This window comes from Janthinobacterium sp. PSPC3-1, assembly GCF_049896105.1.
In the GTDB taxonomy this organism is placed as follows: domain Bacteria; phylum Pseudomonadota; class Gammaproteobacteria; order Burkholderiales; family Burkholderiaceae_D; genus Janthinobacterium.
This window is the reverse complement of sequence record NZ_JAFCTQ010000024.1, coordinates 52017-78428: the sequence shown is the minus strand read 5'-3', so window position 1 is coordinate 78428 and position 26412 is coordinate 52017. Positions and strand designations below refer to the sequence as shown.

The window sequence follows — 26412 nt, the reverse complement described above, 5'->3', positions numbered from 1 at the left end:
TTCATGGCCTATCAACTCGATCATCTGTCGCACTCCAACCTGGGAAAATCCGTCCATGCGCGGCTGCGCGAGGCGCTGGCGGCGGGGCGTTTCCGCCCGAATGAGCGCCTGCGCATCCGCGAACTGGCGCTGCAACTGGGCACCAGCGTGACGCCCGTGCGCGACGCCATGCTGCAGCTGGTGCAGGAAGAAGCCTTGGTGCTGCGCTCGCCGCGCGACTTTCGCGTGCCGATGCTGAGCGAGGCGCGCTACCTGGAAATCCGCGCCCTGCGGGTGGAACTGGAAGGGCTGGGCGCGGCGATGGCGGCACGGCGGATCGACGCCGCGACCCTGGCGCAACTGGAACAACTGCTGCTGGACAACGAAGAAGCGATCGCGCGCCAGGACCTGGCCGGCGCCCTGCAGTGCAACCAGGCCTTCCACCTGGGGCTGGCGCAGGCGTCCGGCATGCCGACCTTGACACGCTTTGTCGGCCATCTGTGGATGCAGACCGCGCCGCTGATCGCCGCCGGCTACGCGGCCTTTACGCCCACCATGCGCGTCGGGCATCACCGCGCCATCCTCGACGCCCTGCGGGCGCGCGATGGCGAGGCGGCCCGGCAGGCGATGGCGCGCGACATCCTGGACGGCGGCGCGCAATTGCTGGCCTATGTGCGGCAGATGGAGCAGGCCGCCGCAGAACCTGAACCGGAAAAGGAAGAAAATGACTGACAACGAACAGAAAACCGCCATCGTCACGGGTGCCAGCCGTGGCATCGGCCACGCCGTCGCCGAGCGTTTCCGCAGCCTGGGCTGGCGCGTGATCACGGTGTCGCGCAGCCCGATCCCGCTCGGCTGCCCGCGCAGCCAGGAACACAATACGCATTTTTGCATGGATTTGTCTGACCTGAGCCAGATCGGCCAGATGGTCGACATGCTGCGCCCGATGCTGGTCGATGGCAAGCTGCACGCACTGGTCAATAATGCGGGCGTGTCGCCGAAAGGGCCGGGCGGCGCCCGCGTCAATTCGCTGACCACCGACATGCAAACCTGGCAGGCGATGTACAACACCAATTTCTTTGCGCCGCTGGCGCTGACGCGCGGCTTTGCCCAGGAATTGTCCAACGCGCACGGCTCGGTGGTCAACCTGTGTTCGATCGCCGGTTACCGCGTGCATCCGTTCGCCGGCTCGGCCTATGCCAGTTCCAAGGCGGCGCTGGCGTCGCTGACGCGCGAAATGGCCAACGACATGGCGCCGATGAACGTGCGCGTGAACGCCATCGCGCCCGGCGAAATCGATACGGCCATTTTATCGCCCGGCACCTCGCACATCGTCGACACACAGATCCCGCTGCGCCGGCTGGGCACCACGGCCGAAGTGGCCGACCTGGTGGAATTCCTGTGCAGCGAGCGTGCCTCGTATATTACCGGTGCCGAGATTCCGATCGATGGCGGGCAGCGGATCTAGCTTGCCAGGAATGCAATTGCTCCCGTAGACTGGGTGACATCATATGCATACGGGTAGTGCTTCAATGAAGAATAATTACATTTGGGCCCTGTCGGCGGCAGCCGTCATATTGTCTCTTGCCTGCTGTCCGGCCCTCGCGCAATCGCAGGCGGCCGCAAAGTCCGTCGATTGCGCTGCCACCGCCGAACGTGCAAGCGGGTTGAAGCTGGTGGAAACGCGGCAGTCCTTGCAGGACCTGTCGATCACTCTCGCCGCCAACCAGCAGAAAAAATTCCTTACTGCTCGCGTCACCTTGCTCGAAGGGCCTTGCGCGAATGAGGTCCAGGCATTTAGCATGAGCCAGCTCGTGTTCAACGATGACGCCGTCTTCACCGTCCAGCTGGACGGCCACCTGACCTATAACCCTGGTACCACCGGTTTGACCAATGGCTGGGGTGGGCCTGCGGCCAGCGACCACCCGCAGATCAGCCAGGCCCGTTTCATCATGGCCGCCAATGTCGACTTTTCCAGCAAGCAGGACGACAAACAGGTCCTTCGCGTCGGCGTATGGCAAACCGGCGAGACCTGGTTTGTTGCAGCGTTCGTTCGGCAAGCGGAGGGCTTCAGCGAGCCGGTCGAACTGCTGCGCTCGCGCCAGCCCATCCGCAGCGTCAGCTATTTTCCTTCTCCCGACACGAACACCGGCATATTGGGGCTGGTGGCAGATACCGGCCACGGCGTTGCCTTGGTCAGCCTCGACTGGGACCATAACGCCATGAGCAGGGCGATGCGAGCTGCACACTAAGACCAGGCTGGCGTAGTGGGCGACACTAAAACAAGGGCTGGCTACAATAACAATCTTGTACGACGAGGCCGCTTCCGGCGGTTCCGGTTCGTGTATCTCCACCTGTACAGGAGTCAACCAGATGAATATTCGCAGCCTGCTTTCCTCGATCCTGATCGGCGCCGTCGCCAGCGCGCGCTCGATGACGCCGATGGCCACCATCGCCGCCGCCCGCCTGGCCGGGCGCCATACCACCGGCCAGCTTGTCCTGCTCGACCGTCCCGTGTTCAAGGCCGGCGCGCTGGTGATGGGCGCGGCCGAACTGTATGGCGACAAGATGAAGACGGCGCCGGACCGCACCGTGTTCCTGGGCCTGCTGGCGCGCGTGCTGAGCGCCGGCATCGCCGGTGCGGCGCTGGCGCCCGAGGGACGCGAAAAGACGGGCGCGGCCGTCGCGGTCGCCACCGCCGTGCCGCTGGCCTACCTGACCCTGGCCGGCCGCAAGGAGGCGATGGCGCGCATCGGCCAGACCCGTAGCGGGCTGATCGAGGATGCGCTGATCGTGGCGGCCGGCGTGGCGATCGTGGCGCTGTCCACCAGAAAGTAGTTTGATCTTGCCGTGAGAATGTGTGATTTTTCCTTTGAGCAAGAATGTTAAAATTTTCGTCCTGAATTTTGCTCACTCTTCGAGGGACACATGGATTACGGTATGGACGGACTGGCGGCGCGCGTCGCTGCTTGTGAACAGGAAAATCGGCGCCTGCACAAGGTCATCAAACGGCAGAACCTGCTGTGGGCGGGCGCCTTGCTGGTGGCGGCGGTGGGCACGGCGACGGCCGGCATCGCCTTGAAAAATGGCGTGTTCGGCACCATCCGTGCCAACGACATCACCATTGTCGACAAGAATGGCGTGGTGCGCGCACGCATGAGCGGCGACATGCCCGATGCCGTGATGTTTGGCGGCCGCGTCGCCAAGCGTGGCGGCGAGGCAGCCGGTTTCATGATCTACGACAAGGATGGCTACGAACGTGGCGGCTATGTCACTTTCGACCACGACAACGCCATGCTGTCGCTGGATTCGAAATACCATATGGTAGCCAGCCTGATTGCCGGTCCCGGCGAAAGCGGTACCGGTGTACTGGCCCTGAAATCGAGCGACGGTGGACTGGAGCTGCGCAGCGACCTGGACGGCGCCCGCCTGAGCGTCAACCAGGGGCGCACGGTGGCGCAGCAGATTCCCGCCATCGAGGCGCTGTCGGAAGCATCGTGCCGCAACTGGCGCGAGATCGAAAAGCAGCACCCGAACGAGAACGCCTGTCGCAGCCGCTATACTGAAAGCGCTTGCAAGCGCTGCCTGGATGAGCAGTAGCCACTTTCAATTCGACCGAGGCCTGTCTTGTACCCAGTGACGGTCACCATAGACCGCGTCTTCAGCGTCGCCTACCGCTGGGGCAATCCTGGCCCCAGGACGGAGTTTGGCTTTGCTTCCGGCAACAAGCGGTATTACGGGCTGGAGCTGCCAGGCAAGCCGGCGATCGAGGCTGGCATGCAAGTAACTGCGATTCTGGAGAAGGAAGGGGACTGGAGCTCGCTGCAGGGCTGGTTCAATCATACGACTGGCGAGCTGGTGTCGCCGCCAAGAGCCAATCATGTGCTTCAGTTGCTGGTCTGCGGAGTTCTTGGCAGCAGCGTGATTACATCCTTGGACAATGCCATGGCCATCGTGATCTTCTTGTTCCTTTCGGCCATCGCCTTGCTGAGCGGCTCGATGCTGTGGCGCGCACAGCGCGCCATCAAGGCATTGGCCGCACTGGCGCGCACCGCTCCGGCATCCTGATCAGTGCGCATCCAGCTGCGCCTGCAGCGCCGCCACCACCAGCGCATGGTCATCCGCCTGCGCCAGCCCTGACACGGTGATGGTGCCGACCATGCCCACGCCGCGGATGATCAACGGGAAGGCGCCGCCGTGGCCCGCATATTCGAGGGTGTCGAGGTAGGCGACCTCTTCGAACGTCGCACCCTTGTTTTTGTACGAAATACCCATCGCGTAGGAACTGCGCGCAAAGCGCTGCACCGTGTTGTTCTTGCGCCGTATCCAGTCGGCCTGGTCGGCGGTGGCGCCGCTCATGGCGTAATGGAACAGCACCTGGCCATTGCGCGTGATATTGACGGTGACGGCGCGGCCAAGCTTGCGCACTTCCTCGACGATCCACAGGCCGACGGCCAGTGCGGTGTCATTGTCGAAGCGGTCGAACTGCAGGGTTTCTTCCTGCTGTGCCAGGGTGTTGAGCAAATCGGCGTAATGATCCATAGGTGTGAAATAAGGGGGCAAGATGGTTAATGGCGCTACTTTAGCGCAACGTCTTCCTGGTTGTGCGTCTTTTTCACACGCAGGCGGACACGCCATTTTTGATCAGCGCAGCCAAGGTCGCCGCCGCTTCCGATTCGCTGCAATTGCCGCGTACCATGGCCGATGACAGCGCCTCGCCAGCGCCGACCAACCCCACGCAGCGCCTTTCCAGCACCTCGGAGGACAGGGCGCTGTGCGGCGCAAGCACCGATACGAACAACCGGACATAGCCGTCAATCAATCCCTGATGCACCAGCCCCATCTCTTCGCTGCCGGCAAGCGCGGCGCCGATCGCATGCCATTCCGCGCTGGTATCAGCTGAGCAATGGATATAGGCGGTGGCAAGCACCTCAACGACCTGGCCACCGAGCTGATCCTGGAGATCGAAGGCGAGGCAGCTGGCGTCAGCAAGCTGCGCCGCTCGACCATCGAGTTTGCAAAAGGGCAGGCGGCGCTGATCGGCCTCGGTGCGATGCTGGCGTGATCGACGCCGCTCGGTCTGGAAGGCCGTCCGGCTGCGGCTGCAGGTCTTTATTTCCCTGAACACCTGATGACGCCGCAATGGTTTTTGGCTGAACTGTCACGTGCGGGCGCGACCAGCACGGTGGGCGAGGACTGAGCCGCACCGCGACACCGGTACGCCACGCCTTTTTTCACGGCGCGCTAGAATAGGGCATGAACCTGTCCCTGTTTGCCGACGACGATTTCGCCGCCATCGGCCCCGCGCCACTGGTGCCTGGCAGCACCGCCTCCGTCCTGCTGCGCGGCTTTGCCTTGCCCAGGGTCGGGCAATTGCTGCCTGCCCTGGATGCCATCGTGCAGGCGGCGCCGCTGCGCCATATGGCCACGCCGGGCGGCTTGCGCATGTCGGTGGCGATGAGCAATTGCGGCCAGCTGGGCTGGGTGACCGATACGCGCGGCTACCGCTATGTGCGACAAGATCCGGCCGGCAGCGCGCCGTGGCCGGCCATGCCGCCGGTGTTCCTGCAACTGGCGCGGGATGCGGCCGAGGCCGCCGGTTACGCCGGTTTCATGCCCGACGCCTGCCTGGTCAACCGCTATGTGCCGGGCGCGCGTATGGCGCTGCACCAGGACAAGGATGAGTGCGACTTCACGGCGCCCATCGTCTCCGTTTCGCTGGGCCTGCCCGCCACGTTTCTGTTCGGCGGCGCGCTGCGCGCCGACCGCGCCGCGCGCATCGTGCTGGTGCATGGCGACGTGGTGGTGTGGGGCGGCGAGGACCGCCTGCGCTACCACGGCGTGGCGCCCTTGAAGGATGGGCAGCATGAGCTGCTCGGTGCGCAGCGCATCAACCTGACCTTTCGCAAGGCAGCTTGAGCACGGAGCTCGCGCGCTTTACCGGCCAGAAAAACCCGGCAATTATTCCAATTCCGTCTACACTGATTTGCATTCAAACCAAGGAGATGCATGATGGCGCACAAGCATGGCGAGCCAAGGCTGGACGATATGGATGAGGTGGAAGACACAGTGGAAGCGGACGTGGAGCGCGAGCGGCGGGAACATGATTTGCTTGACGAGGAAAAAATGGGCATGGGCGAACTCGAGGAAGAGCGCATGAAACCGGGGCGCATGCCGGTGGAGCGGAAAGAAGAGCGCGACTAGGGTGTGCGGCAAAGCGCGGGGCTCTGGCAAGACCAGCCGCAGGTGAGTACAATTTCGCTTTGCCATCTGCACGCATCCCGGAGGCCCATGAAATTTCGCTCTGCCCTGACAGTACTTTTACCGCTGGCTTTCAGCATCTCCCCGGCGGCCCAGGCCGCCACCATCTGCACCGCCATCGCCGACGCCGCGTCCGGCACGGTGCTGCTGCAGGAAGGCAATTGCATCGACCGGGTCACGCCAGCGTCGACCTTCAAGATCGCGCTCAGCCTGATGGGCTACGACGCCGGCTTTCTCAAGGACCAGCATGCGCCGCGCCTGCCATACCGGCAGGGCTATGTGGACTGGGGCGGCGACGCCTGGCGCCAGGAGACCGATCCGGCGCGCTGGATGCAGTATTCCGTGGTCTGGTATTCGCAGCAGATCACGCAGGGACTCGGTGCGGCGCGCTTTCAGAAGTACACGCGCTCGCTGGGCTATGGCAATGCGGACGTGTCGGGCGATCCCGGCAAGGACAATAGTCTGGAGCGTTCCTGGATCAGTTCCTCGCTGAAAATTTCGCCGCTGGAGCAGCTGGGCTTTTTGCGCAAGCTGGTCAACCATCAGTTGCCCGTCAGCCGCCAGGCCATGGACCAGACCGCCAGCCTGACGCGCCTGGCCGACTTGCCCGGCGGCTGGCAGTTGCATGGCAAGACCGGCGCGGCCTTTCCGCGCAGGAGCGACGGCAGCTTTGACGAAGCCCATGGCCATGGCTGGTTTGTCGGCTGGGCCAGCAAGGGGGAACGCACGTTCGTGTTTGCGCGGCTGGTGCAGGATGAACAAGCGGGCCAGCAATCAGCTGGCCTGCGCACGCGCGAGGCCATGTTGAAAGAGTTGCCAGCCCTGCTGGAGCAGGCGCAGCAGTAAATTTCGTCTGCTGTGTTCCGCCAAGCCAGGCCTGCGCCCTATATACTTGCCGAAACGGATCATCCGGCAACAGGCAAGGAGTGGGGCAAGCATGGAGCAGTTAAGGGCTAAGGCAAGGCAATGGACGGCGCGCGGCAAGGATAGTGCCGCCAGGCTTGGCCGGCATGGTGGAGCCCGCCTGGTGGCCCTGTACCGGCGTGGCCACGCTCACCTGATGAGCTTGCCGCCCGGGCGGCGCGCGCTGGTGATGGCCCTGTGGTCCTTCCTGGCCGTGCTGGCGCTGCTGGTGGCCTACCTGCTGCTGCTGATACCGCTCACGCCCAGCATCCACGACCTGCGCCAGGCGCGCACGGCCGCGCCGAGCACCATGGTGGCGGCCGGCGGCGAGGAACTGGCCCGCTTCGACCAGGGCCTGCAGGAACGGGTGACCTTGCAACAGATCTCGCCGAATGTGGTCAGCGCCCTGATCGCCACCGAAGACCACCGTTTTTATGCGCACCACGGCGTCGATTTCAAGCGCCTGGCCGGCGCCATCGTCCACAGCCTCTCCGGCGACCCGCAAGGCGGCTCGACCATCACCCAGCAGCTGGCGCGCAATATGTTTCCGTCGGAAATAGGGCGCTCGCGCAGCCTGAACCGCAAGCTCAAGGAACTGGTCACGGCCCTGAAAATCGAGGCCACCTACAGCAAGACGGAAATCCTCGAAGCCTACCTGAACACGGTGCCTTTCCTGTACAACACCTTCGGCATCGAAATGGCGGCGCGCACGTATTTCGACAAGCCGGCCGCGCGCCTCGATATCCTGGAAAGCGCGACCCTGGTCGGCATGCTCAAGGGCACGAATTACTACAATCCGGTCGGCAATCCGGAGCGCTCGCTGCAGCGCCGCAACGTGGTGCTGGGCCAGATGCGCAAGCACGAGGTGATCGACGAGAAGCGCTACAGGCAGCTGATCAAGCGTCCGCTGCGCCTGCACTTCGAGCGCCAGAGCGAACGCGCGCAAACCGACAGCCATTTCACGGCCTATGTGCGCAAATGGCTGATCGACTGGGCCGACGAAAACGACTACAACCTGGAACTGGACGGCCTGGTGGTGCACACCACGCTCGACAGCGACCTGCAGCAGGCGGCCGAGCGCGCCGTCGAACGGCAAGCCAATGCCTTGCAGGCGATTGCCGACGTGGAATGGAGCCGCGCCGGCGTGCCGTCCTCGACCTCGACCGGCATGTATGCCTCGATGCAATCGGGTAGCGTGCCGTTCGATTATTTCTGGAAATCGCATCCGGCCCTGGTCGACGCCTTTGTCAGGGAGTCGAGCGAGTACCGCAAGCTGGTGGCGGCCGGCGGCACGGCGGACGACGCGGTGGCGCAACTGAAGGGCGACCGCGCCTTTATTTCCGCCTTGCGCAAGTCGAAGACGCGGCTGCAGGCCGGTTTCGTGGCGATGGACCCGGCCACCGGCGCCTTGCGCGCCTGGGTCGGCAGCCGCGACTTTGCGCGCGAGCAGTTCGACCACGTGGCGCAGGCCGCGCGCCAGCCCGGTTCCACCTTCAAGCCCATCGTGTATGGCGCGGCGCTGGAAAAAGGCTTGAGCCCGGAGCACATCTACCGTGACGCAGTGATGGACATCAAGGCGGCCGACGGCACCAAATGGCGCCCGACCGACATGAGCGGCAGCACCGGGCGCGAGATGACCATGCGCGAAGGCCTGGTGTATTCCAAGAACACGATCACGGCGCAGGTCATGCAGGACGTCGGCTTGCCGCCGATTATCAAGCTGGCGCGCGCGCTCGGCGTGCGTGACAGCAAGCTGGCCTCGGTGCCGTCGCTGGCGCTGGGCACCAGCCCCGTCACCTTGCTGGAAATGGTCAACGCCTACGCCAGCATCGCGGCCCAGGGCCAGGCGCGCAAGCCGTATGTGGTCACGCATATTACCGACCGCGACGGCAAGCTGATCGCGCGTTTCGGCGAAGACAAACCGGTGCAGGCCATGAAGCTCGAATCGGCCGATACCCTGACCGACATGATGCGCGGCGTGATCGACCGTGGCACGGGCACGGCCATCCGCAACCGTTTCGGCATCCGCTCCGACGTGGCCGGCAAGAGCGGTACCACGCAGAACAATGCCGACGGCTGGTTCATCATGATGCACCCGCAACTGGTGGGCGGCGCCTGGGTCGGCTTCAACGACGCGCGCGTCACCATGCGCAGCAATTACTGGGGCCAGGGCGGCCACAATGCCGTGCTGGTGGTGGGCGACTTCTTCAAGACGGCGCTCGACACGGGCAAGCTGGCGCGTGACGCCATCTTCGCTGGCGGCAAGCCTCCGCCGCCAGCGCGCCGCATCGAAGCGATGGAGCCGGAAAACGAGCCGATGGAAGAGGGCGGCGACATGGAGCAGGCGGGCGCGCCACCGGCGCCGTTGGCCATGCCGACGGAAGGCGATGGCGGGCAGGAATCGAATGGCCGCGCCGTGCCGCAGGAGTCACCCGTCCCAATTCCGGCTCCTGCTCCGGTCCCGATCCCCGCTCCTGCCCCGTCGCCGTTACCGGCACCGCAAGGCTGAGCATGACCATCGCCTTTCGTCATGGCGCGGTCATCACCGAGATCGGCATCAATGTGGTGCTGCACTCCCTGCTGTCGACGGTGGCGGTGCGGCTGGAAGGCGGCGAGTGGGGAGCGCGCTTTCCGCTGATCATGATCAAATTGTATCAAGGCCGGCTCGATGCGCCGGACGCCGATACCGCCCTGCTGGAACTGCGCCAGATCCGGGCTGGCCTGGCCACCCTGGCGCCCGCCGAGCTCATCTGGGATTTCAATGACCTGTCCCGGCAGCCGCCATGGGGCGATGCCGTCGCGCCCAGGACCACCTCGATGGCCGATTACCACACCACCAATGCCAGCCGGAACCTGCTTGACGAGATGCTCGCCTGCGTGACGGCACTGAAGGACGGTGGCGGGGTGCTGGAGATCATCGCGCTTGAAGGCATGGCGCCGTTTTATTACGTGAGCTGAGCACGGCCATTTTACGCAGGCGGAAATTCCCATGAAAAAATTCAGCCGTGCTTTGTCAGGGTTGTTGCTGGCGGGCGCATTGTGTGCTTCGCAAGCCACGGCACGTTCCGTGATCGCGCCAGGCAAGGCCGTATCCCAGGCACGCGCCGATCTCGTTATCGACCTCGAAATCATGGCACGCCACCCCTCCAACAATGCGGACGTGAACTGCGGCGTCGCCTATGAAGCCAGGATCAACAAGGTATCGAAGGGCGCGATTGGCGGCGCCGCCGTCACATTCGGCTATCTTGATGGCCTGGAAGTAGGCAGGTCATACCGCGTGTATCTTGCGACCGCAAAGAACAAGGAGAAACTCCGGCGAATGTTATTGGAAAGAAGGTGGCCTGAGCCACAGGTGGAAACGTTCTTGAAGCAGTGTGCTGGCCGGCAGTGGGAGTATTATTTTTTCAGCATGGATCGCCTGTGAAAAAAGGGCCATCAGGTTTTCGACACTGAGTCGATGATGTTGCGTGAGAAGCAAATGATGGCCTGGCATAATGATATATGCCAATCCGCCGGCAGGCCTGGCGGTCCATCGGCGTGCCCTTGTCAAATTTTCTATTCGGCATCATGCAGCTTGGCAAACGCCGCCGCAAACGCCAGGGCCGCGGACTCGACGCGCGGCGCGCCGACGTCAAAGGTGCAATGCCGCAGCAGCGGCTCGCCCGCCAGGCCCGTTTCGGCCAGCAGAAATTCGCCGGCCAGCGCGCCCAACATGCCGTCCAGCATGACTTCGGGCATGTCCAGCGCGGCATTGTCGGCGTGCCCGGCGTCGAGCACGCTGGGCGCGAAAGCCATCGACAACGCGCCGTGGCGGATCGCCTCGCGCATGGCCACGCGGGTGGCGCGGCGCAGCAGGTCGGACGTCAATTGGCCGGGGTCGCCCAAGCCGATGACCAGCACCGCGCGTGGCGCCATGCCGGCAGGCGGCGTGGTGATCAGCAGGGTTTCCATCGGCTGTGCGCGAAAGGCGCCGGTGGCGCGCAGCCGCGTCAGCTGGCCGCCCAGCGCCTGGTCCAGCGCCAGCAGGCCGCCGGCGATGGGCGCGCCGCCAACTTCGTGCTCGAACATGCAGGCGACGCTCAGGTCGACCTCGGCCATGGCCGGACCCCAGGCCACCACGTCGAAGGTGACGCCGTGGGCAATGCCGATCGGGTGGCGCGTGGGGGGCTTGGCGGCTTGAAAGGTCGTCATGGCGGTGCTTCCTTGCGTAAAGATGAGATGGCCATCTTAGCTGCTTGCCATGTCCCGCACACCTGCCAGAAGGCAGGCGGGGCTAGATGCTATTGCGCATCAGGCCCGCATGCCGCACGAACACCTGCATGGCCGGCATGGTCTGTTCGTGCAGCGCTTCGAGTTCCTTGTCGAGCGCGGGCGTGACCCTCAGCGTGCCGTCAAGCTGCTTGCGCACCGGCAAGCCCAGCGCCTGCGCCATTTCAACAGGATAATTCGTGAAGTCCCCATACGGGCGCTTGCCGTCGACCGCCGGCGTGGGCCAATAGCCTTCGCCCAGATAGTCTTCGGCACCCAGGCCCAGCATTTCCAGCGAGCGCCACGATTGGCGGCGCAGCAGCAGCTGATGGCGTTCGGTAAACGCAAAGCTTGCCTGGTCCAGCGCGTAGTTGCCCGGTTTCAGTTTCGCCATCTGCATGAAATGAGGCAGCAGTTGCGCCGCTTCCATCAAACGCTGCGCCGCCAGCGCGGCATCCTTGCTGGCGGTAATCCGCATCGCCAGCGCCAGGGTGTCGCCGTCGCCCAGCGGCTGCTCCGGGTTCAGCATCGGTGCGCCGCTTTCCACCGGCGACCAGGCGATATTGAAACGCCGTATCAGGGCCAGGTGCTGCACGTTGAGTACTTTCGGCGCGGCTTGCTCGATGGTGGCCAGGATGCGCTGGCGCACGGGGCCGGTCAATCCCGTTTCGGCAGCCCGTACCAGAACGGGCGAGCACAGCAGCGTGCCAGCCAGGCGCAGCAGCTGGCGCCGCATCATGGTTTCACGGCGGCTTGCTGCTGGAATTCGATGCGGTTCTCCTTGTAATCCCATTTGTTGTAGGGACCAAAGACGCGGCGGTTTTCCTTGCTCTCGGCATTCGATACTTCGCGTTTCATGCGCCGCACCAGGGCCGTGTCGGTCAGCGGCGCGGTGGTGGCGGCGAACACGTCGTGGCGCACGCTGGCCTTGGCGTCGGCGCCGCGCGAAATAATGGTCAGCTTGCGCGAGGCGGCATCGAAGTACAGGCGCATGGCGAAGGTATTCATGTCCTGCAGGTACAGGCCGTCGTCGCGCCACTGGGCGTAGAAATAATCGCCGCAGACGGCTTTCGGTTCGCGCTTCCATTCGCACGACAGCACGATCAGCAAATGCTTGTCATCAAGCTGCTTGATCGCAATGCGTCCCTTGGAGTAACCCCAGGTGCTGGCCGGCACGGTGGTCGACGAGGCCAGATTGTAGTCGCCCACCAGATTGGGCATCGGGGCTTGCGCGGAGGTGCCCAGGCTGAACATCAGGGCGGCAAGTGCGGTGGTGGAGCGCAGGATGGAAAGATGGGTCATGGCAGGCCAGTAGAAAAAGTTGCCACATTGTATATGGCAACCTTTCAACAGGCGCGCGCGATTGAAGCCGGCGCCTGGCTTACGCCAGCTTGCTCAGTTCCGCCACGTTGATATTGACGACCTTGTCGCCCACGGCGCCCACCAGTGTCTTGAAATGGGGCGTCGCTTCATGCGCGCGCAAGGCGGCTTCGTCGGCCCATTCTTCCAGCATGATAAAGCGCGTGGGGATTTTATTGTCCAAGTGCAGCTCGTAGCGCAGGCAGGTGGTCTCCGCGCGGCTGGGCGGCACGACCGCTTCCAGCGCGGCGCGCACGGCGGCGATATGGTCGGCTTGGGCATCGATGGTGGCGACGACGATCAGGGTCATGGTGTTCCTTGTGATGGGGGTGGGCTCAAGAGCTTAGCGCATCTTGCTCCTTTCTGCCCAGCCCCCACGGCAATCTCGCCCGCCGTTATGCCGGTCCTATGCCGCCTGCAGCTGTGCGATCTGTTCGAACGCCGAGGCCATCGCCTGCGCGCGCACCTCGTCGCTGACCTTCAGGCCTTCGGCGCGCACGATTTCCAGCTGGTTGACGCCCAGGAAGCCGAAGAAGCTTTTCAGGTAGTTTTCCTGGTGGTCCAGGCTGGCCATCGGCGTGCCGGGCGTATAGATGCCGCCGCGTGCCGAGGCGATGATCACGCGCTTGGCGCCCAGCAGGCCTTCCGGGCCGCTGGCGCCATACTGGAACGTCTTGCCCGGCACGGCCAGCGCGTCCAGCCACGATTTCAGTTGCGAAGGGACGCTGAAGTTGTACAGCGGCGCGCCGATCACGATCACGTCGGCGGCCAGTACCTGCTCTAACGCAACGGACAGCGCGGCGGCGTCCATGGCGCCGGGCGCCGCCGTAAATTGCGGCAGCGGTGCGGCGGCCAGATCGCGGTAAGTGACTTGCGCGCCGGGCGCGGCCGCTTGCAGGCGGGCGGCGATGGCGGCCGTCAGCTGGCGCGTGGTGGAATGGTCGCCGAGGATGCTGGAATCGATCTGCAGGATATTCATGTGGAGCCTTGTAAGTTTGGTCGGTTCAGGGTGGTATCATTTTGTACCTGAGGCTCATAGTGATGAAAAAAAATTGAACGCACAAGAAGGCACTTTTTCCATACCCGGGCACATGGATGTGACTGATGGCGGCGGCCTGGAACTGGAACAGCGCATGCGCACGGACGGCGGCTACCCGGCCGTGGCGCACTCGTGCCAGCCGGCGACCGATATCCTGGCCCGCGTGGGCGACAAATGGAGCGTGCTGGTGGTGATCTTGCTGGGCAACGGCACCAAGCGTTTCAATGAAATGCGCCGGCTGATCAACGGCATTTCACAGCGCATGCTGACCCTCACCCTGCGCGGCCTGGAGCGCGACGGCCTGGTCACGCGCACCGTGTTTCCCACGGTGCCGCCAAGGGTCGACTATGCACTGACGGACCTGGGCAGGTCCCTGCTCGGCCCCATCAGCGCGCTGGGCCAGTGGGCGTTTGGCCACCGCGCGCAGATCGACGCGGCGCGGCTGGCATATGACGCGAAAAATGAGGCTGGCCTGGGCGAGATTGCATAGGGATTGCCAGCATCCGGTTCGCGCCGGAAACCTGGCCTACCGAGCCGAATAGCGGATTACGGGAACAGCAGGGGATCGGGGCCCATCCGGCCGTCGCGATCCAGGCCTGCGATGGCCGCCATGTCATCGTCACCCAGCGCAAAATCGAAGACGTCGAAGTTCGAACGGATGCGCTCCGGCGTGACCGATTTCGGGATCGCGATATTGCCAAGCTGCAGCTGCCAGCGCAGGACGATTTGTGCCGGCGTGCGCTTGTGTCGCGCAGCGATTGCGACGATGGTCGTATCCTGCAGCGCCTCGCTTTGGCCGAGCGGACTCCAGGCTTGCGTGCGTATTCCCATGCGCTGATGGACGGCCCGCAAGTCGTGCTGCTGGAAAAACGGGTGCAACTCGATCTGGTTGATGGTCGGCACGATGCCGGTCTCGTCGACCAGCCGTTGCAGGTGTTCTTCCGTGAAGTTCGATACGCCGATCGAACGAACCTTGCCCGCCTCACGCGCCTGCGCCAGGGCCTGCCACGTTTCCACGTACAGGTTCTGCCCGGGAACCGGCCAGTGTATCAGCAGCAGGTCGACATAGTCCAGTTTGAGCCGTTTCAGGCTCGCATCGAGCGCTTGTGCAGTCTTGTGCACGCCCTGGGCGTCATTCCAGATCTTGGTGGTCACGAAGACGTCTTCGCGCGGCAGGCCGGCCCTGGACAAGCCCGTGCCGACGCCATCTTCGTTTTCATAAATTGCCGCGGTGTCGATATGGCGGTAGCCCGCCTCCAGCGCTTCCACCACGGCGGCGCCGGCTTGCTCGGGAGTCGCTTTCCAGACACCGAGCCCGATGGCCGGAATATGGTTACCGTCGTTCAGTTCGATAAGTTTTTGCATGGTCATTGTGTGGGAAAGAAAAGAGAGGCAGTCTGTCGATATGCCCGGTGGTGGGGATAAGGCGATAGTAGCAGTGAATCGGCGTCGCCCACGGCGTCACTTCCATCAAATGCGTTTTCAGACGCGCTATCTTGCCTCGTGCCGGTAGCGCGCCGGCGGCAGTTCGAACTGGGTCCTGAAAAAGCGGGTGAACGCGCTTTGCGAGGAAAAGCCCAGGCGGTCGCCGATTTCGGCCACGCTGAGGGTGGTTTCACGCAGCAGGCGGCGCGATTCGCGGCTTTTGGCGCGCAGCTCCAGCGCGCGAAACGAGGTGTCTTCCTGCTGCAGCTGGCGCCGCAGGGTCCAGCTGTTCATCGCCAGGCCGTCGCACAGCGATGGCAGCAGCGAGGCGCTGTCGGCCAGCTCGCCGCCGCCTTTCCTCAGCAAATCGATGATGGCCTGTTCCACGCGGGCCGAGAACAGCTGCGCGCTGTGCAGCTGGTGCAACTGGGCCTGCGCCTGTTCCAGCGCGTGCGGCGCCAGCAGCGGGTTGAAATGCGCGCAGGGCGCGTCGAGCAGGCGCGCCTCGAAGCTCAGGGTATTGCGCGCCTGGCCAAAGCGCGCGCTGGCGCCGAAGCATTCGGCGACGGCGTGCGCAAACCAGGGCGCCTTGCCCTGGAAGCCTGTATGAAACGCGGTCGCCGCGCCGTCGTCATAGGCGCGCACCACCAGCGACAGCATCCTGAAATTGGCCAGCGCCTGCATGGCGCCGCCCAGCGCGCAAAATTCGGACAGGTATTCGATCTCGACGTGGCTGCCATTTTCGCTCATCAGCATGAAATCGAATTCGCCGATCAGGCCGCGCAAGTGCAGCATTTCGTGCAGCGCGCTGCGCAGGGTGGGGCGGTTGAAGCACACTTGCGCCACGGCGGGAAAGTGGGCAAACCAGTGCTGGGGCGCGATGTCGAGCATGCCGCGGTGTGCCGGCAGTTGCTGGGCGTAGGCCACCATGCGGCGGTGGCGCTGCGCATCGATGCGCCCGCCCGGTTCCTGCAATTGCGCTGGCGTGATGCCGGTATGGCGGAAGAAATCGTCGGGGCCGTGGCCATCGGCCTCCAGCGCCAGCGCGCACTGGCGCGCGATATGGTTCGCCACCGTGCGGGTGTCGGTTTTGTTCATTTTCTCGTCTCCAGTCTCTGCGGACTTGTTTGTAGTAATTTTTCACAAATGGTAGCATTTTTGTTGGAATTCGGTGATTGCTGCACGTCAATATCGAAAATTGTTCTCACCGGTATAACTACTGTTCTGCGCGGTCAAAAACATGCCGACATGACACGCTATATTGCGTCCGGGGCGGCCTCGATGCGGCCCCGCTCACCACAAAAACATACTGGAGACAGCCATGAATTGCACCATGAAACCGATGACCCGCGCGGTCGCCGGCGGCCTTGCCGCGCTCGCCCTTGCCGCCTGCGGCAATCACGACACCGTCAGCGAGGAATACACCCAGCCGGTGTTCGGCACCACCACCTACAGCCAGCTCAAGGTCGACGGCTATACCTTCAAGGACATGAACCGCAACGGCAAGATCGACCCTTACGAGGACTGGCGCCTGTCGGCCGAGGAGCGCGCCGCCGACCTGATCGGTCGCATGACGCTCGAGGAAAAAGCCGGCCTGATGATGCACGGCACGGCGCCCACCGTGGCGGACCCGACCGGCATCGGCCAGGGCAGCGGCTATGACCTGACGGCCCTGCAGGACCTGATCGTCAAGCAGTACGTCAACACCTTCATTACCCGCATGGCGGGCGACTCGGCCAATATGGCGACCCAGTACAACAAGGTGCAGGCCCTGAGCGAAACTTCGCGCCACGGCATCCCGGTGTCGATCAGCACCGACCCGCGCCATCATTTCCAGTACACGGTGGGCGCCAGCGCGTCGACCAACGGCTTTTCGCAGTGGCCTGAAACCCTGGGCCTGGCTGCCATTGGCGACGATGCCCTGGTGCGCCGCTTCGGCGATATCGCGCGCCAGGAATACCTGGCCGTCGGCATCACGCAGGCGCTGTCTCCGCAGGCGGACCTGGCCACCGAGCCGCGCTGGTCGCGCATCAACGGCACCTTCGGCGAAGACGCGGATCTGGCCAAGCGCATGGTGCAGAACTATATCGAAGGCTTCCAGGATGGCAGTACGGGCCTGCACGACGGCAGCGTGGTGGCCGTGGTCAAGCACTGGGTCGGCTATGGCGCGACCAAGGAGGGTTTTGACGGCCACAATTACTATGGCCGCTACATGACCTACCCGGGCAATAACTTCGCCTATCACGTGAAACCGTTCGAAGGCGCGTTCAACGCCAAGGCCGCCTCCGTCATGCCGACGTATGCTCTGCCGGACGGCAATATCACCATCGACGGCATCACGCTGGAACAGGTGGCGGCCGGCTTCAGCAAGACCATGCTGACCGACCTGCTGCGCGGCAAATACGGCTTCGAAGGCGTGATCCTGTCCGACTGGGGCATCACCTCGGACTGCGACGCCAACTGCCGCAACGGCACCCCACCGGGCGTGGCGCCGTCCTTCTTCGGTTTCGGCACGCCGTGGGGCATGGAAGACGCCACCAAGGCCGAGCGCTATGTCAAGGCCGTCAATGCGGGCATGGACCAGTTTGGCGGCGTGACGGAAGCGCCTTACCTGACGCAGGCCGTGCAGCGCGGCCAGTTGACGGAGGCGCGCATCAACGCTTCGGCGCGCCGCATCCTGGTGCAGAAATTCAAGCAGGGCCTGTTCGAACATCCGTTTGTCGACACGGCAAAAGCCGCCGCTACTGTGGGCAAGGCCGACTTCGTCGAAGCGGGCCTGGAAGCCCAGCGCCGTTCGCTGGTGCTGCTGGAAAACAAGGACAAGGTGCTGCCGCTGGCCACCACCGTCAAGAAGGTATATTTGTACGGCATCGACGCGGCCGTCGCCCGCCAGTACGGCTACACCGTGGTGGCGACCCCGCAGGAAGCCGACGTGGCCCTGCTGCGCGTGGCCGCGCCGTATGAAATCCTGCACCCGAACTATATCTTCGGCAGCATGCAGCACGAAGGCCGCCTCAATTTCGTCGACGGCGACGCCGACTACGAGGCGATCAAGAACGCCGCCCGCCTGGCGCCGAAAACCGTGGTGACCGTCTACCTGGACCGCCCGGCCATCCTCGGCAACGTGCAGGACAAGGCCAGCGCCATTATCGGCAACTTCGGCGTCAGCGACGGCGCGCTGTTCGACGTCCTGACCGGCAAGGCCAAGCCGCAAGGCAAGCTGCCGTTCGAGCTGCCATCGTCGATGGCCGAAGTGCAGGTGCAGAAGTCCGACGTGCCATATGACACGGCGCGGCCGCTGTACAAGTTCGGTTACGGGCTGGGCTACTGATAGAAGAAGGAAAGGGGAGGGCGGCCCGCCTGCCTTCCCCTGGATTGACAGTGCCCCGGCGCTCGCCGATACTGGCCGTTTCGTTCGCCGAAACCGCCAGGAAGGAAACCCCCGATGTCCGTATCCCTGAAATTGCGCCAGACCGTGTTTGCGCTGGCGCTCGCCGCCGCCTTTTCCACCACCGTTGCCATTCCCGCCATCGCAGCCCCAGCTGCTTCCGCCGCCTGGGTCGAGACCAGCAACCGCAATGCCGCCATCGTGCTCGAAGCGCAGGCGAAATTTTCGCCGGAAAACGCGTCCGACACGGGCCTGCCGCAATACGATGGGCTGGCGGCAGACCTGGGGCCGAATATCGTCGAACGCCAGGTGGCGGTGCTGCAGCAGGCGCGCGGCAAGCTGCAACTGAAGCTGGAACTGGAGCGCGACGAGCGCATCCGCCAGGACCTGGAAATTCTGATCAAAGCGGTGGACCAGGAAATCGCCGGCGCCCGGATCGAGGACAAATACAGCCTGCCATGGATCGACGTGCCGCAGATGGTGTTCGGTTCCATGCAAAGCCTGCTGCAGGAACAGCGCCCGGCCGCGCGCCGCGCCAAGGCGCTGGAACGGCTGCAGCGCTACACGGGCCAGTTCAAGGGCAGCACGCCGATCACCGAACAGGCCAGGGCGCGCTTCACGGAAAAGATCGGCCAGCCGGGCCTGGCCGGCCCGGTGCGGCTGCAGGTCGAGCAGTCGCTGGAAAACGTGCCGACCTATATCGCCGGCATCCGCAAGCTGTTTGCCGACATGAAGATCGCGGGCGCCGAACCGGCGCTGGCGGCGATGGAAAAGCAGCTCAATGACTACGCCGCGTGGGAGCGCGAAGTGGTGCTGCCGCTGTCGCGCACGGATTTCCGCATGGCGCCGGAACAGTATGCATTTCGCCTGAAGCAGGTCGGCATCGATATCGAACCGCGCGCCCTGGTCGAACGGGCCGAAGTGGCCTACCTGGAAACGCGCGCCGCCATGCAGGCGCTGGCGCCCGTGGTGGCGGCAAGGCTGGAGCTGAAGGGCATCGATGGCAGCGACTATCGCCAGGTGCTGCGCGCGCTGAAAAGCGAGACGATCGCGAATGACAAGCTGGAAGCGCACTACAAGGGCGTCAATACCGAGCTGGAAAAACGCATCCGCCAGCAGGGTGTGGTCGATATTCCGGCGCGCGCGATGACCATGCGCCTGGCCTCGCCGGCCGAATCGGCGGCCCAGCCGGCGCCGCACATGCGTCCGCCTCCGCTGATCGGCAATACGGGCGAGCACGGCCAGTTCGTGCTGCCGGTCGGGAACCCGGCCGCCAGCGGCAAGGGCGAAGCGTATGACGACTTCAATTTTGCCGGCGCCGCCTGGACCCTGAGCGCGCACGAGGGCCGCCCCGGCCACGAACTGCAGTTCAGCGCCATGGTCGAACGCGGCGTGTCGCAGGCGCGCAGCCTGTATGCCTTCAACAGCGTCAACGTGGAAGGCTGGGCCTTGTATGCGGAAGCGGAGATGATTCCCTACGAGCCGGTCGAAGGCCAGTTCATCGCGCTGCAGTTCCGCATGCTGCGCGCGGCGCGCGCCATGCTCGACCCGATGCTGAACCTGGGCCAGGTCACGCGCGAAGAGGCGGGCCGCATCCTGACCGACGAGGTGATGCTGTCGGCGCCGATGTCGCGCCAGGAACTGGACCGCTATACCTTCAACATGCCGGGCCAGGCGGGCAGCTATTTTTATGGCTATACGCGCATCTTGCAACTGCGCGCCGAGACGGAACTGGCGCTGGGCGCGAAGTTCGACCGCCTCGCCTTCAATAACTTCCTGCTGGGCCAGGGCCTGCTGCCGCCGGACCTGCTGGCCAAGGCCGTGCGCGAGCAGTTCATTCCGGCGCAAAAAGCCAGGGGATAAGCAAAGCGGTAGACGGCGCGCGCCGCCTGGTGCGCGCCGTATAATTGCCAGCGTTATCACTTTTTTCTGGAGTCCAGCTTGCAGTTACCGATCCGCTATCCCAATATGCCGCAGCTGCTGCTCAAGGCGCGCGATAGCCTGCTGCAGCATTTCCGGCCCATCCTCAATCACTATGGCGTGACGGAACAGCAGTGGCGCATTATGCGCGCGCTGAACGAGGCCAACATGCTGGAGCCGCGCGAACTGTGCGACCTGTGCCAGATATCGAGTCCCAGCATGAGCGGCATCCTGGCCCGCATGGAAGAGACGGGCTGGCTGGCGCGCAGCAAGTTCGAAGGCGACCAGCGCCGCCGCAAGGTCCATCTGTCGCCCGCCGGCGCCGACTTGCTGATGGAAATGGGCAAGCTGATCGACCTGCAATACGAAAACCTCGAAGCGGCCTACGGCAAGCAGGTGTTCGAAGACATGCGCCTGGCGCTCGAAGCCTTTATCGCGCTCGATACCCTGCCGGTGGCGCCGGCGATTCTTCCTTAGCGCGCCGCGCAATCATTTCTCCCCCAACATGAAGGCTGGGGTCGTACCCGGCGGGTACGACCCCTGTACTCTGCTGTGTCATTACTCGGCACTATTCCCTGCGCCATCCCGCTTTGCTACAAGACTACGCCCAACAGTCAATTGCTTACATGTTAGTGAAAAGGCGTATAATTTGGTCCACTTGATCCAGATCAAGAAGAAAACGCGATGCCACGGCGCTGTTCGCTGGGCTGAACGCGGTACGCGGGCGCCTCTTGCACGCCGTACGCCAACTCAGGATAGTCAGGAAAAATAATGAAAAACCCATGCATGCGCGCTGCCGCGCTGGCCGCCACCTCGCTACTGTGCGCAAACGTTTGCGCACAAAGCAATGTGACGATTTACGGTGTCGTCGACGAGGCCGCCGCCTACGCCAGCAACCAGGGCGGCCACTCGAACACCTATATGCGCAGCGGCAGCCTGTCGGCCAGCAAGATCGGTTTCCAGGGTACCGAAGACCTCGGAGGCGATCTGCAGGCGCTGTTCCTGCTGGAAAGCGGTTTTGAAGCCGATACGGGCGCGCAAAGCGTGGCCGGTTCCTTGTTCAACCGCCAGGCTTATGTGGGCCTGCAGTCGCGCCGCCTCGGTACGCTGACGGCCGGGCGCCAGTACACGCCGTATTATCTGCTGGTCGGCTCACTCGCCTCGAGCAATATCCTGACCGGCGCCACCGGCGCCCATCCGGGCGATTTCGATGGCCTCGACACTACCGTGCGCGTCAACAACTCCCTCACCTACAGCTCGCCCGTCTGGCGCGGCCTGCAGGCCAGCACGCAATATGGTTTTGGCGAAGCCAAGGACGGCAATGGCGCCGGCAGCAGCTTCAGCGCCGCCGTCAAGTACAGCACCTCGCCGGCCGAATTCGCGCTCGGCTACCTGAAACTGAAAAACGGCAGCCATGCCGGCGGCTGGAGCGACACGGCCTCGGGCAACTTCGGCGTCTCGGCCATCAACCAGGGGTATGTATCGGCTGACAGCATCCAGTTTATCGCCGCCAGCGCGCGCTACACCTTCGGTCATTTCATGGTCGGCGCCAATGCCAGCAATGTGCAGTTCCAGGCCGGCAGCGATTCCACTTTCCGCGACACCGCCGTGTTCAATACGGCGGGACTGATCGCCAGTTACCAGGCCGCCCCCGCGCTGTTCCTGTCCGCCGGCTACAGCGACACGCGCGCGGCGCATGCCAACGATATTAGCGACCGCGCGCGCTACCGCCAGCTGTCGTTCGAGCAGAACTACGCGCTGTCGAAACGCACGGCCCTGTACGCGATCGAAGCGCGCCAGCTGGCGCATGGTCAGAGCCTGGGCGCCAGCGGCAATATCGTCGATGCCGTGGCCTCGATCGGCGACTCGCAGAACGGCACGCCGTCGTCGAACGGCGGCCAGACCGTGCTGATGCTCGGCCTCAAACACGCTTTTTAAGTGCGCACGCACAGGAGCCATCGATGAACACGAATCGCAAGGAGGGCGCCAGCCCTGTCAATCCCGGCCGCCGCATGGTGCTGGCCGGCCTCTTGTCGGCGTCGGCCGCCGCCCTGATTCCCTGGGCCCTGGCCGAGCCGGTGGCCAATGCGGAGCAGGGCGCCTTTCTGGGCGTCTCGGCCCTGCTGGTGGGGCGCCAGGCGCTCGATCCGGTGCTGGCCACGCGCCTGTACGAGGCGCTGGTGGCGCAGGACGCCGCCTTTCCCGCCAAGGTGCGCGCCTTGCTCGCGCTGATCAACACGGACGGCCTGCAGGCGGCCGGCCTGCAGGAGGCGCTGGACGCGGCCACGTCACCGCTGGCGGCCCTGCCGCGCCAGATCGCCAGCGCCTGGTACCTGGGCATTGTCGGCACCGGCGAGGCGGCCGTCTGCGTCGCCTACGAGCAGGCGCTGAACGCGGCCGTGGTGGCCGACGTGCTGAAGCCTCCCACCTATTCCTACGGCGCCTACGGCAGCTGGGCCAGAAAACCAATTTAAGAAGGAGCCATCATGGCTGAACAACTTACCGCCGATTACCTCGTGATCGGCTCGGGCATCATCGGCTCGCTGGCCGCGCGCAAGCTCGCGCTGGCCGGCGCCTCGGTGCTGATCCTGGAAGCGGGGCCGCGCGTGTCGCGCGGCGAAATCGTCGCCCGTTTTCGCAACACCACGCGCCGCAGCGACTGGATGTCGCCGTATCCGTCGGTCGCCACCGCGCCCCATCCGATCTACCAGCCGAAGGACAATGGCTACCTGATGCAGGCCGGCCCCTATCCTTACCCGGCCGAATATATCCGCCAGTTCGGCGGCACCTCGTGGCACTGGGCCGCGCAAGCCTGGCGCAATGTGCCGAACGACTTCCGCATCCATACCTTGTATGGCGTGGGCGTGGACTGGCCGATCAGCTATGCAGACCTGGAGCCGTTCTACCAGGAGGCAGAGGAGATCATGGGCGTGTCCGGCGCCGACAATACGGGGTCGCCACGCAAGCAGGCCTTCCCGATGGCGCCCGTGACGGAACCGTACGCGATGCGCCGCATCCGCGAACGCCTGGATCCCGCCTTCAAGGTGGTCGGCAATACGGTGGCGCGCAACAGCGTCAGCTACGCCGGCCGCCCCGCTTGCTGCGGCAATAACAGCTGCCAGCCGATCTGCCCGATCGACGCGCAATACCATGGCGGCATCGCCGCCTTGCAGGCAGAAGCGGCCGGCGTCAAGATACTGTGCAATGCGAATGTCTACAAGCTGGAGCACGACGCCCAGGGCCGCATCACGGCCGCGCTGTACTACGACGTCGACAAGCAGAGCCACCGCGTCACCGCCAGGACCTTCATCCTGGCCGCCAACGGCATCGAAAGCCCGCGCCTGCTGCTGGTGTCGGCGTCGGACAAGTATCCGAACGGCCTGGCCAACAGCAGCGACATGGTGGGCCGCAACCTGATGGACCATCCGAGCACCTCGATCACGTTTGACGCCGACGAAGACCTGTGGCTGGGCCGTGGCCCGCAAAGCCCCAACTCGATCAACACCATGCGCGACGGCGACTTCCGCGGCGAGCATGCGCCATACCGCCTGGATTTCACGAACATTTCGCGGGTCGATGGCGCCACCAAGGAGCTGATCGGCCAGGGCGTGTTCGGCGAGGCTTTCGAGCAGCAGCTGCGCTACCGCTCGGCGCGCGAAATGAGCCTGAAAAACGTGCTGGAAGTGCTGCCCCATCCCGACAACCGCATCGCGCTCGGCAGCGAGAAGGACGCCATGGGCATCCCGAAACCGCAGGCGCATTACGCGATCGACGAGTACACGCGGCGCGGCCACGAACGCTCGAAGCAGGATTTCGAACGCATCGCCAAGCTGATGGGCGGCAGCAATCTGCGCCACAGCAAGGAGGGGGTATTTTCCAACAACCAGCATATCTGCGGCACCCTGTCGATGGGTTCCGATCCGGCCAGGGCCGTGTGCGACCAGTGGGGCCGTACTTACGACCACGCCAACCTGTTCCTGTGCAGCACCGGCGTGCTGCCGACGTCCGGCACCTGCAATTCGACGGAAAATGGCCTGGCCGTGGCGCTGCGCACCGTCCAGCATATCCTTGACGAACAGGGAGTGGCCGCATGATGGCGCACCTGAAAAGGCACCTGAGCCAGCGATTGGCTGGCCTGCTGCTGGCCTGCGCCAGCGCCTCCGGCATGGCCGCCGTGACACCCGATGCGGCCAGCGTGGAGCGCGGACGCTATCTGGCCACGGCCGGCGACTGCATCGCCTGCCATAGCGTACCGGGTGGCAAGGCGATGGCCGGCGGCCTGGCGCTGGCCACGCCGCTGGGCCCCATTATCGCCACCAATATCACGCCTTCAAAAACGCATGGCATTGGCAACTACACGCTGGCGCAGTTCTCCGCCGCCGTGCGCCACGGCGTGCGAGCCGATGGCGCCCACCTGTATCCGGCCATGCCGTATACTGCCTACGCCAAGGTGAGCGATGCCGATACGGCGGCCCTGTACGATTACTTCATGCATGGCGTGGCGCCAGTCGATGCCGCCCCCGCGAAAACCACCGAGCTGCCGTTTCCGTTCAATATACGCCTGTCGATGGCTGGCTGGAACCTGCTGTTCCTCGACAAGACGCCGTTCGAGCCCGACCCGGCGAAAAGCGCCGAATGGAACCGCGGCGCCTACCTGGCGCAGGGCCTGGCCCACTGCAGCACCTGCCATACGCCGCGCAACCTGCTGATGGCAGAGCAGCTGTCGAAAGAACTGGGCGGGGCCGACCTGGGCACCTGGCATGCGCCCAACATCACCTCGGACGTGAACAGCGGCATCGGCGGCTGGCGCCAGCAGGAGCTGGTCGACTACCTCCGCACGGGCCGCGCCGCCCACCGTGGCCAGGCGGCCGGGCCGATGGCCGAAGCGATCGACCATAGCCTGAAGCACTTGAGCGATGCGGACCTGAACGCGGTGGCGGTGTACCTGCAAAGCGTGCCGGCGCTGCATGACAAGGCCGATACGAAACCGGTGACGCAGCGGGGCGCGCCGGCCGACGACCTGGCCAGCATCCGTGGCGTGGCGCTGCCGAAGGACCTGAACCGCATGTCCGGCGCCCAGCTCTACGACGCTCACTGCGCCAGCTGCCACCAGGCGAAAGGCGAGGGCAGTTTCGACGGCAGCCTGCCGCCGTTGTTCCATAACTCGGCGACGGGACGCACCAACACCAGCAACCTGGTGATGACGATGCTCGATGGCGTGGAACGGCAGGACGGCGGCAGCAATCATCTGATGCCGGCGTTTCGCCAGACCCTGTCCGACGAACAGATCGTCACCTTGGGCAATTACATCCAGGCCAGGTATGGCAACCCGGCCGGCAAGGTCACGCTGGAACAGGTGACGACCTTGCGCCGTGGCGGCGCGCCCTCGAACCTGATTGGTCTGGCGCGTGGCGGCATGATCGTCGGCCTGCTGGCGCTGTTGCTGCTGTTCCTGTGGTGGCGCGGGCGCAAGCAGGACTGAAGCGAGCCCGCCGGGCATGCTAGTATACGCAAATCAATTGCGTTTTTGGGCATGCCTGGTCTTATGGTTGCAAACGGTTCCTGGTACAAGCGTTGGCTGGCATGGCTGGTAATGGCCATGCTGGCGCTGCAGCTGTTCGGCCTGGCCCGGCACCATCACGCGCTCGACAGCCACCCGCTTGACTGCGCCAGCTGCTTTGCCGGCAGCGTAACGCCGGCCGACCAGGCCTTGACGCCACCGGCGCTGGTGGTAGTGCGCCTGGCCGGCAGCCATCTTCTTTCTCCCGCGGTGCAGCCAGCCAGCACGGTGCCGCGCAGCTTTCTGATTCCGCATGCGCATGGGCCGCCCGGCCCGGTCTCCTTCCCCTGATACCGCTACCACGACCGCAGGGCGCAAGCCGCCGCTGCG

General features: G+C 64.4%; 31 protein-coding genes. 22 read left to right on the top strand and 9 right to left on the bottom strand.

The genetic code is table 11. From position 1 onward, the window contains the following. Positions 1-3: 3 nt before the first annotated feature. The 6 genes from ACP7B7_RS21955 (at position 4) to ACP7B7_RS21930 (ending at position 4047) form a co-directional block, all read left to right on the top strand. Positions 4-711, top strand: a complete 708-nt coding sequence (locus ACP7B7_RS21955; protein WP_308921503.1) for a GntR family transcriptional regulator — start codon at positions 4-6, stop codon at positions 709-711. Then, positions 704-1447 carry an SDR family NAD(P)-dependent oxidoreductase gene (locus ACP7B7_RS21950; RefSeq protein ID WP_426078073.1) on the top strand — a complete coding sequence of 248 codons (744 nt, stop codon included), beginning with the start codon at positions 704-706 and terminating at the stop codon, positions 1445-1447. The genes ACP7B7_RS21955 and ACP7B7_RS21950 overlap by 8 nt, the downstream gene beginning before the upstream one ends. 64 nt (positions 1448-1511) lie before the next feature. Then, positions 1512-2231, top strand: a complete 720-nt coding sequence (locus ACP7B7_RS21945) for a hypothetical protein (protein WP_426078072.1) — start codon at positions 1512-1514, stop codon at positions 2229-2231. Between the two features lie 121 nt (positions 2232-2352). Continuing rightward, positions 2353-2817, top strand: coding sequence for a hypothetical protein (locus tag ACP7B7_RS21940; protein ID WP_426078071.1), 465 nt, complete (start codon positions 2353-2355; stop codon positions 2815-2817). A 90-nt stretch (positions 2818-2907) separates the two neighbouring features. Beyond that, on the top strand, positions 2908-3579 hold the full coding sequence (locus ACP7B7_RS21935; protein ID WP_426078070.1) for a hypothetical protein: 672 nt from the start codon (positions 2908-2910) through the stop codon (positions 3577-3579). A gap of 27 nt (positions 3580-3606) precedes the next feature. Further along, entirely contained in the window at positions 3607-4047 is a 441-nt protein-coding gene (locus ACP7B7_RS21930) for a hypothetical protein (protein WP_426078069.1), read from the top strand. Here the strand turns inward: ACP7B7_RS21930 and ACP7B7_RS21925 are convergent, their stop codons facing one another. Then, positions 4048-4521, bottom strand: coding sequence for a heme-degrading domain-containing protein (locus tag ACP7B7_RS21925; protein WP_426078068.1), 474 nt, complete (start codon positions 4519-4521; stop codon positions 4048-4050). It lies immediately after the preceding gene. A 73-nt stretch (positions 4522-4594) separates the two neighbouring features. After that, the gene (locus tag ACP7B7_RS21920; RefSeq protein ID WP_426078067.1) at positions 4595-4909 is read right to left on the bottom strand and encodes a hypothetical protein; all 315 of its coding nucleotides are present in this window, start codon (positions 4907-4909) and stop codon (positions 4595-4597) included. Here ACP7B7_RS21920 and ACP7B7_RS21915 point away from each other — a divergent pair. From ACP7B7_RS21915 to ACP7B7_RS21885, 7 genes are all read left to right on the top strand, one after another. Beyond that, positions 4886-5044 (top strand): hypothetical protein, encoded by a 159-nt coding sequence (locus tag ACP7B7_RS21915; protein ID WP_426078066.1) that lies wholly within the window; start codon positions 4886-4888, stop codon positions 5042-5044. The two genes, ACP7B7_RS21920 and ACP7B7_RS21915, sit on opposite strands and share 24 nt — an antisense overlap. Positions 5045-5235: 191 nt before the next feature. Next, positions 5236-5898: a DNA oxidative demethylase AlkB gene (gene alkB, locus ACP7B7_RS21910; RefSeq protein WP_426078065.1), complete on the top strand. Its 663-nt coding sequence runs from the start codon at positions 5236-5238 to the stop codon at positions 5896-5898. 90 nt (positions 5899-5988) lie between these two features. Further along, positions 5989-6183: a hypothetical protein gene (locus ACP7B7_RS21905; protein WP_426078064.1), complete on the top strand. Its 195-nt coding sequence runs from the start codon at positions 5989-5991 to the stop codon at positions 6181-6183. A gap of 87 nt (positions 6184-6270) precedes the next feature. Continuing rightward, a complete protein-coding gene (gene blaOXA / locus ACP7B7_RS21900) occupies positions 6271-7086 on the top strand; it encodes a class D beta-lactamase (protein WP_426078063.1) in 816 nt (271 codons plus the stop codon). Between the two features lie 91 nt (positions 7087-7177). Next, positions 7178-9652 carry a penicillin-binding protein 1A gene (locus ACP7B7_RS21895; protein ID WP_426078062.1) on the top strand — a complete coding sequence of 825 codons (2475 nt, stop codon included), beginning with the start codon at positions 7178-7180 and terminating at the stop codon, positions 9650-9652. A gap of 2 nt (positions 9653-9654) precedes the next feature. Further along, positions 9655-10101 (top strand): Imm70 family immunity protein, encoded by a 447-nt coding sequence (locus tag ACP7B7_RS21890; RefSeq protein ID WP_308921490.1) that lies wholly within the window; start codon positions 9655-9657, stop codon positions 10099-10101. A gap of 31 nt (positions 10102-10132) precedes the next feature. After that, a complete protein-coding gene (locus ACP7B7_RS21885; protein WP_308921489.1) occupies positions 10133-10567 on the top strand; it encodes a hypothetical protein in 435 nt (144 codons plus the stop codon). A 131-nt stretch (positions 10568-10698) separates the two neighbouring features. Here ACP7B7_RS21885 and ACP7B7_RS21880 read toward each other — a convergent pair whose 3' ends face one another. The 5 genes from ACP7B7_RS21880 to ACP7B7_RS21860 all read right to left on the bottom strand — a co-directional run bounded on the left by ACP7B7_RS21880 (position 10699) and on the right by ACP7B7_RS21860 (position 13729). Continuing rightward, entirely contained in the window at positions 10699-11334 is a 636-nt protein-coding gene (locus tag ACP7B7_RS21880; RefSeq protein WP_426078061.1) for a M17 family peptidase N-terminal domain-containing protein, read from the bottom strand. Positions 11335-11416: 82 nt separating this feature from the next. Beyond that, positions 11417-12130, bottom strand: a complete 714-nt coding sequence (locus tag ACP7B7_RS21875; protein ID WP_426078060.1) for a hypothetical protein — start codon at positions 12128-12130, stop codon at positions 11417-11419. Then, on the bottom strand, positions 12127-12693 hold the full coding sequence (locus ACP7B7_RS21870; RefSeq protein ID WP_426078059.1) for a hypothetical protein: 567 nt from the start codon (positions 12691-12693) through the stop codon (positions 12127-12129). The genes ACP7B7_RS21875 and ACP7B7_RS21870 overlap by 4 nt, the downstream gene beginning before the upstream one ends. A 79-nt stretch (positions 12694-12772) precedes the next feature. Further along, the gene (locus ACP7B7_RS21865) at positions 12773-13060 is read right to left on the bottom strand and encodes a putative quinol monooxygenase (RefSeq protein WP_308921485.1); all 288 of its coding nucleotides are present in this window, start codon (positions 13058-13060) and stop codon (positions 12773-12775) included. A 96-nt stretch (positions 13061-13156) separates the two neighbouring features. Further along, positions 13157-13729, bottom strand: coding sequence for an FMN-dependent NADH-azoreductase (locus ACP7B7_RS21860; RefSeq protein WP_426078058.1), 573 nt, complete (start codon positions 13727-13729; stop codon positions 13157-13159). Between the two features lie 73 nt (positions 13730-13802). On the opposite strand from ACP7B7_RS21860, the gene ACP7B7_RS21855 reads away from it, so the two are divergent. Further along, on the top strand, positions 13803-14279 hold the full coding sequence (locus ACP7B7_RS21855) for a winged helix-turn-helix transcriptional regulator (RefSeq protein ID WP_426078057.1): 477 nt from the start codon (positions 13803-13805) through the stop codon (positions 14277-14279). 56 nt (positions 14280-14335) lie between these two features. Here the strand turns inward: ACP7B7_RS21855 and ACP7B7_RS21850 are convergent, their stop codons facing one another. Next, complete coding sequence (locus ACP7B7_RS21850) at positions 14336-15160, bottom strand: aldo/keto reductase (RefSeq protein WP_426078056.1); 825 nt, start codon at positions 15158-15160, stop codon at positions 14336-14338. Positions 15161-15280: 120 nt separating this feature from the next. Further along, complete coding sequence (locus ACP7B7_RS21845) at positions 15281-16312, bottom strand: helix-turn-helix transcriptional regulator (RefSeq protein WP_308921482.1); 1032 nt, start codon at positions 16310-16312, stop codon at positions 15281-15283. 235 nt (positions 16313-16547) lie between these two features. Between ACP7B7_RS21845 and ACP7B7_RS21840 the strand changes: the two genes are divergently transcribed. The 8 genes from ACP7B7_RS21840 (at position 16548) to ACP7B7_RS21805 (ending at position 26373) form a co-directional block, all read left to right on the top strand. Then, positions 16548-18545: a glycoside hydrolase family 3 protein gene (locus tag ACP7B7_RS21840; protein WP_308921481.1), complete on the top strand. Its 1998-nt coding sequence runs from the start codon at positions 16548-16550 to the stop codon at positions 18543-18545. 114 nt (positions 18546-18659) lie between these two features. Next, positions 18660-20465 (top strand): DUF885 domain-containing protein, encoded by a 1806-nt coding sequence (locus ACP7B7_RS21835; RefSeq protein ID WP_426078055.1) that lies wholly within the window; start codon positions 18660-18662, stop codon positions 20463-20465. 78 nt (positions 20466-20543) lie between these two features. Then, a complete protein-coding gene (hpaR, locus tag ACP7B7_RS21830) occupies positions 20544-20999 on the top strand; it encodes a homoprotocatechuate degradation operon regulator HpaR (protein WP_308921479.1) in 456 nt (151 codons plus the stop codon). A 294-nt stretch (positions 21000-21293) separates the two neighbouring features. Next, positions 21294-22460, top strand: coding sequence for a porin (locus tag ACP7B7_RS21825; RefSeq protein WP_308921478.1), 1167 nt, complete (start codon positions 21294-21296; stop codon positions 22458-22460). A gap of 23 nt (positions 22461-22483) precedes the next feature. Beyond that, positions 22484-22996 carry a sugar dehydrogenase complex small subunit gene (locus ACP7B7_RS21820; RefSeq protein ID WP_308921477.1) on the top strand — a complete coding sequence of 171 codons (513 nt, stop codon included), beginning with the start codon at positions 22484-22486 and terminating at the stop codon, positions 22994-22996. 12 nt (positions 22997-23008) lie between these two features. Next, on the top strand, positions 23009-24616 hold the full coding sequence (locus ACP7B7_RS21815) for a GMC family oxidoreductase (RefSeq protein WP_308921476.1): 1608 nt from the start codon (positions 23009-23011) through the stop codon (positions 24614-24616). Further along, complete coding sequence (locus ACP7B7_RS21810) at positions 24613-26004, top strand: c-type cytochrome (protein ID WP_308921475.1); 1392 nt, start codon at positions 24613-24615, stop codon at positions 26002-26004. Before ACP7B7_RS21815 ends, ACP7B7_RS21810 begins: the two co-directional genes overlap by 4 nt. A 51-nt stretch (positions 26005-26055) precedes the next feature. Continuing rightward, on the top strand, positions 26056-26373 hold the full coding sequence (locus tag ACP7B7_RS21805) for a hypothetical protein (protein WP_426078054.1): 318 nt from the start codon (positions 26056-26058) through the stop codon (positions 26371-26373). Positions 26374-26412: the final 39 nt, after the last annotated feature.

Excerpts from the sequence above, each read along its gene's own strand:
- ACP7B7_RS21860 (WP_426078058.1), bottom strand. The coding sequence starts at position 13,729 with ATGAATATCCTGCAGATCGATTCCAGCATCCTCGGCGACCATTCCACC.
- ACP7B7_RS21805 (WP_426078054.1), top strand. The coding sequence starts at position 26,056 with ATGCCTGGTCTTATGGTTGCAAACGGTTCCTGGTACAAGCGTTGGCTG.
- ACP7B7_RS21895 (WP_426078062.1), top strand. The coding sequence starts at position 7,178 with ATGGAGCAGTTAAGGGCTAAGGCAAGGCAATGGACGGCGCGCGGCAAG.
- ACP7B7_RS21935 (WP_426078070.1), top strand. The coding sequence starts at position 2,908 with ATGGATTACGGTATGGACGGACTGGCGGCGCGCGTCGCTGCTTGTGAA.
- ACP7B7_RS21835 (WP_426078055.1), top strand. The coding sequence starts at position 18,660 with ATGTCCGTATCCCTGAAATTGCGCCAGACCGTGTTTGCGCTGGCGCTC.
- ACP7B7_RS21905 (WP_426078064.1), top strand. The coding sequence starts at position 5,989 with ATGATGGCGCACAAGCATGGCGAGCCAAGGCTGGACGATATGGATGAG.
- ACP7B7_RS21890 (WP_308921490.1), top strand. The coding sequence starts at position 9,655 with ATGACCATCGCCTTTCGTCATGGCGCGGTCATCACCGAGATCGGCATC.
- ACP7B7_RS21925 (WP_426078068.1), bottom strand. The coding sequence starts at position 4,521 with ATGGATCATTACGCCGATTTGCTCAACACCCTGGCACAGCAGGAAGAA.
- ACP7B7_RS21945 (WP_426078072.1), top strand. The coding sequence starts at position 1,512 with ATGAAGAATAATTACATTTGGGCCCTGTCGGCGGCAGCCGTCATATTG.
- ACP7B7_RS21865 (WP_308921485.1), bottom strand. The coding sequence starts at position 13,060 with ATGACCCTGATCGTCGTCGCCACCATCGATGCCCAAGCCGACCATATC.
- ACP7B7_RS21950 (WP_426078073.1), top strand. The coding sequence starts at position 704 with ATGACTGACAACGAACAGAAAACCGCCATCGTCACGGGTGCCAGCCGT.
- ACP7B7_RS21845 (WP_308921482.1), bottom strand. The coding sequence starts at position 16,312 with ATGAACAAAACCGACACCCGCACGGTGGCGAACCATATCGCGCGCCAG.
- ACP7B7_RS21815 (WP_308921476.1), top strand. The coding sequence starts at position 23,009 with ATGGCTGAACAACTTACCGCCGATTACCTCGTGATCGGCTCGGGCATC.
- ACP7B7_RS21825 (WP_308921478.1), top strand. The coding sequence starts at position 21,294 with ATGAAAAACCCATGCATGCGCGCTGCCGCGCTGGCCGCCACCTCGCTA.
- ACP7B7_RS21940 (WP_426078071.1), top strand. The coding sequence starts at position 2,353 with ATGAATATTCGCAGCCTGCTTTCCTCGATCCTGATCGGCGCCGTCGCC.
- ACP7B7_RS21915 (WP_426078066.1), top strand. The coding sequence starts at position 4,886 with ATGGATATAGGCGGTGGCAAGCACCTCAACGACCTGGCCACCGAGCTG.
- blaOXA (WP_426078063.1), top strand. The coding sequence starts at position 6,271 with ATGAAATTTCGCTCTGCCCTGACAGTACTTTTACCGCTGGCTTTCAGC.
- ACP7B7_RS21810 (WP_308921475.1), top strand. The coding sequence starts at position 24,613 with ATGATGGCGCACCTGAAAAGGCACCTGAGCCAGCGATTGGCTGGCCTG.
- ACP7B7_RS21885 (WP_308921489.1), top strand. The coding sequence starts at position 10,133 with ATGAAAAAATTCAGCCGTGCTTTGTCAGGGTTGTTGCTGGCGGGCGCA.
- ACP7B7_RS21875 (WP_426078060.1), bottom strand. The coding sequence starts at position 12,130 with ATGATGCGGCGCCAGCTGCTGCGCCTGGCTGGCACGCTGCTGTGCTCG.
- ACP7B7_RS21820 (WP_308921477.1), top strand. The coding sequence starts at position 22,484 with ATGAACACGAATCGCAAGGAGGGCGCCAGCCCTGTCAATCCCGGCCGC.
- ACP7B7_RS21955 (WP_308921503.1), top strand. The coding sequence starts at position 4 with ATGGCCTATCAACTCGATCATCTGTCGCACTCCAACCTGGGAAAATCC.
- ACP7B7_RS21880 (WP_426078061.1), bottom strand. The coding sequence starts at position 11,334 with ATGACGACCTTTCAAGCCGCCAAGCCCCCCACGCGCCACCCGATCGGC.
- ACP7B7_RS21840 (WP_308921481.1), top strand. The coding sequence starts at position 16,548 with ATGAAACCGATGACCCGCGCGGTCGCCGGCGGCCTTGCCGCGCTCGCC.
- ACP7B7_RS21870 (WP_426078059.1), bottom strand. The coding sequence starts at position 12,693 with ATGACCCATCTTTCCATCCTGCGCTCCACCACCGCACTTGCCGCCCTG.
- ACP7B7_RS21850 (WP_426078056.1), bottom strand. The coding sequence starts at position 15,160 with ATGACCATGCAAAAACTTATCGAACTGAACGACGGTAACCATATTCCG.
- alkB (WP_426078065.1), top strand. The coding sequence starts at position 5,236 with ATGAACCTGTCCCTGTTTGCCGACGACGATTTCGCCGCCATCGGCCCC.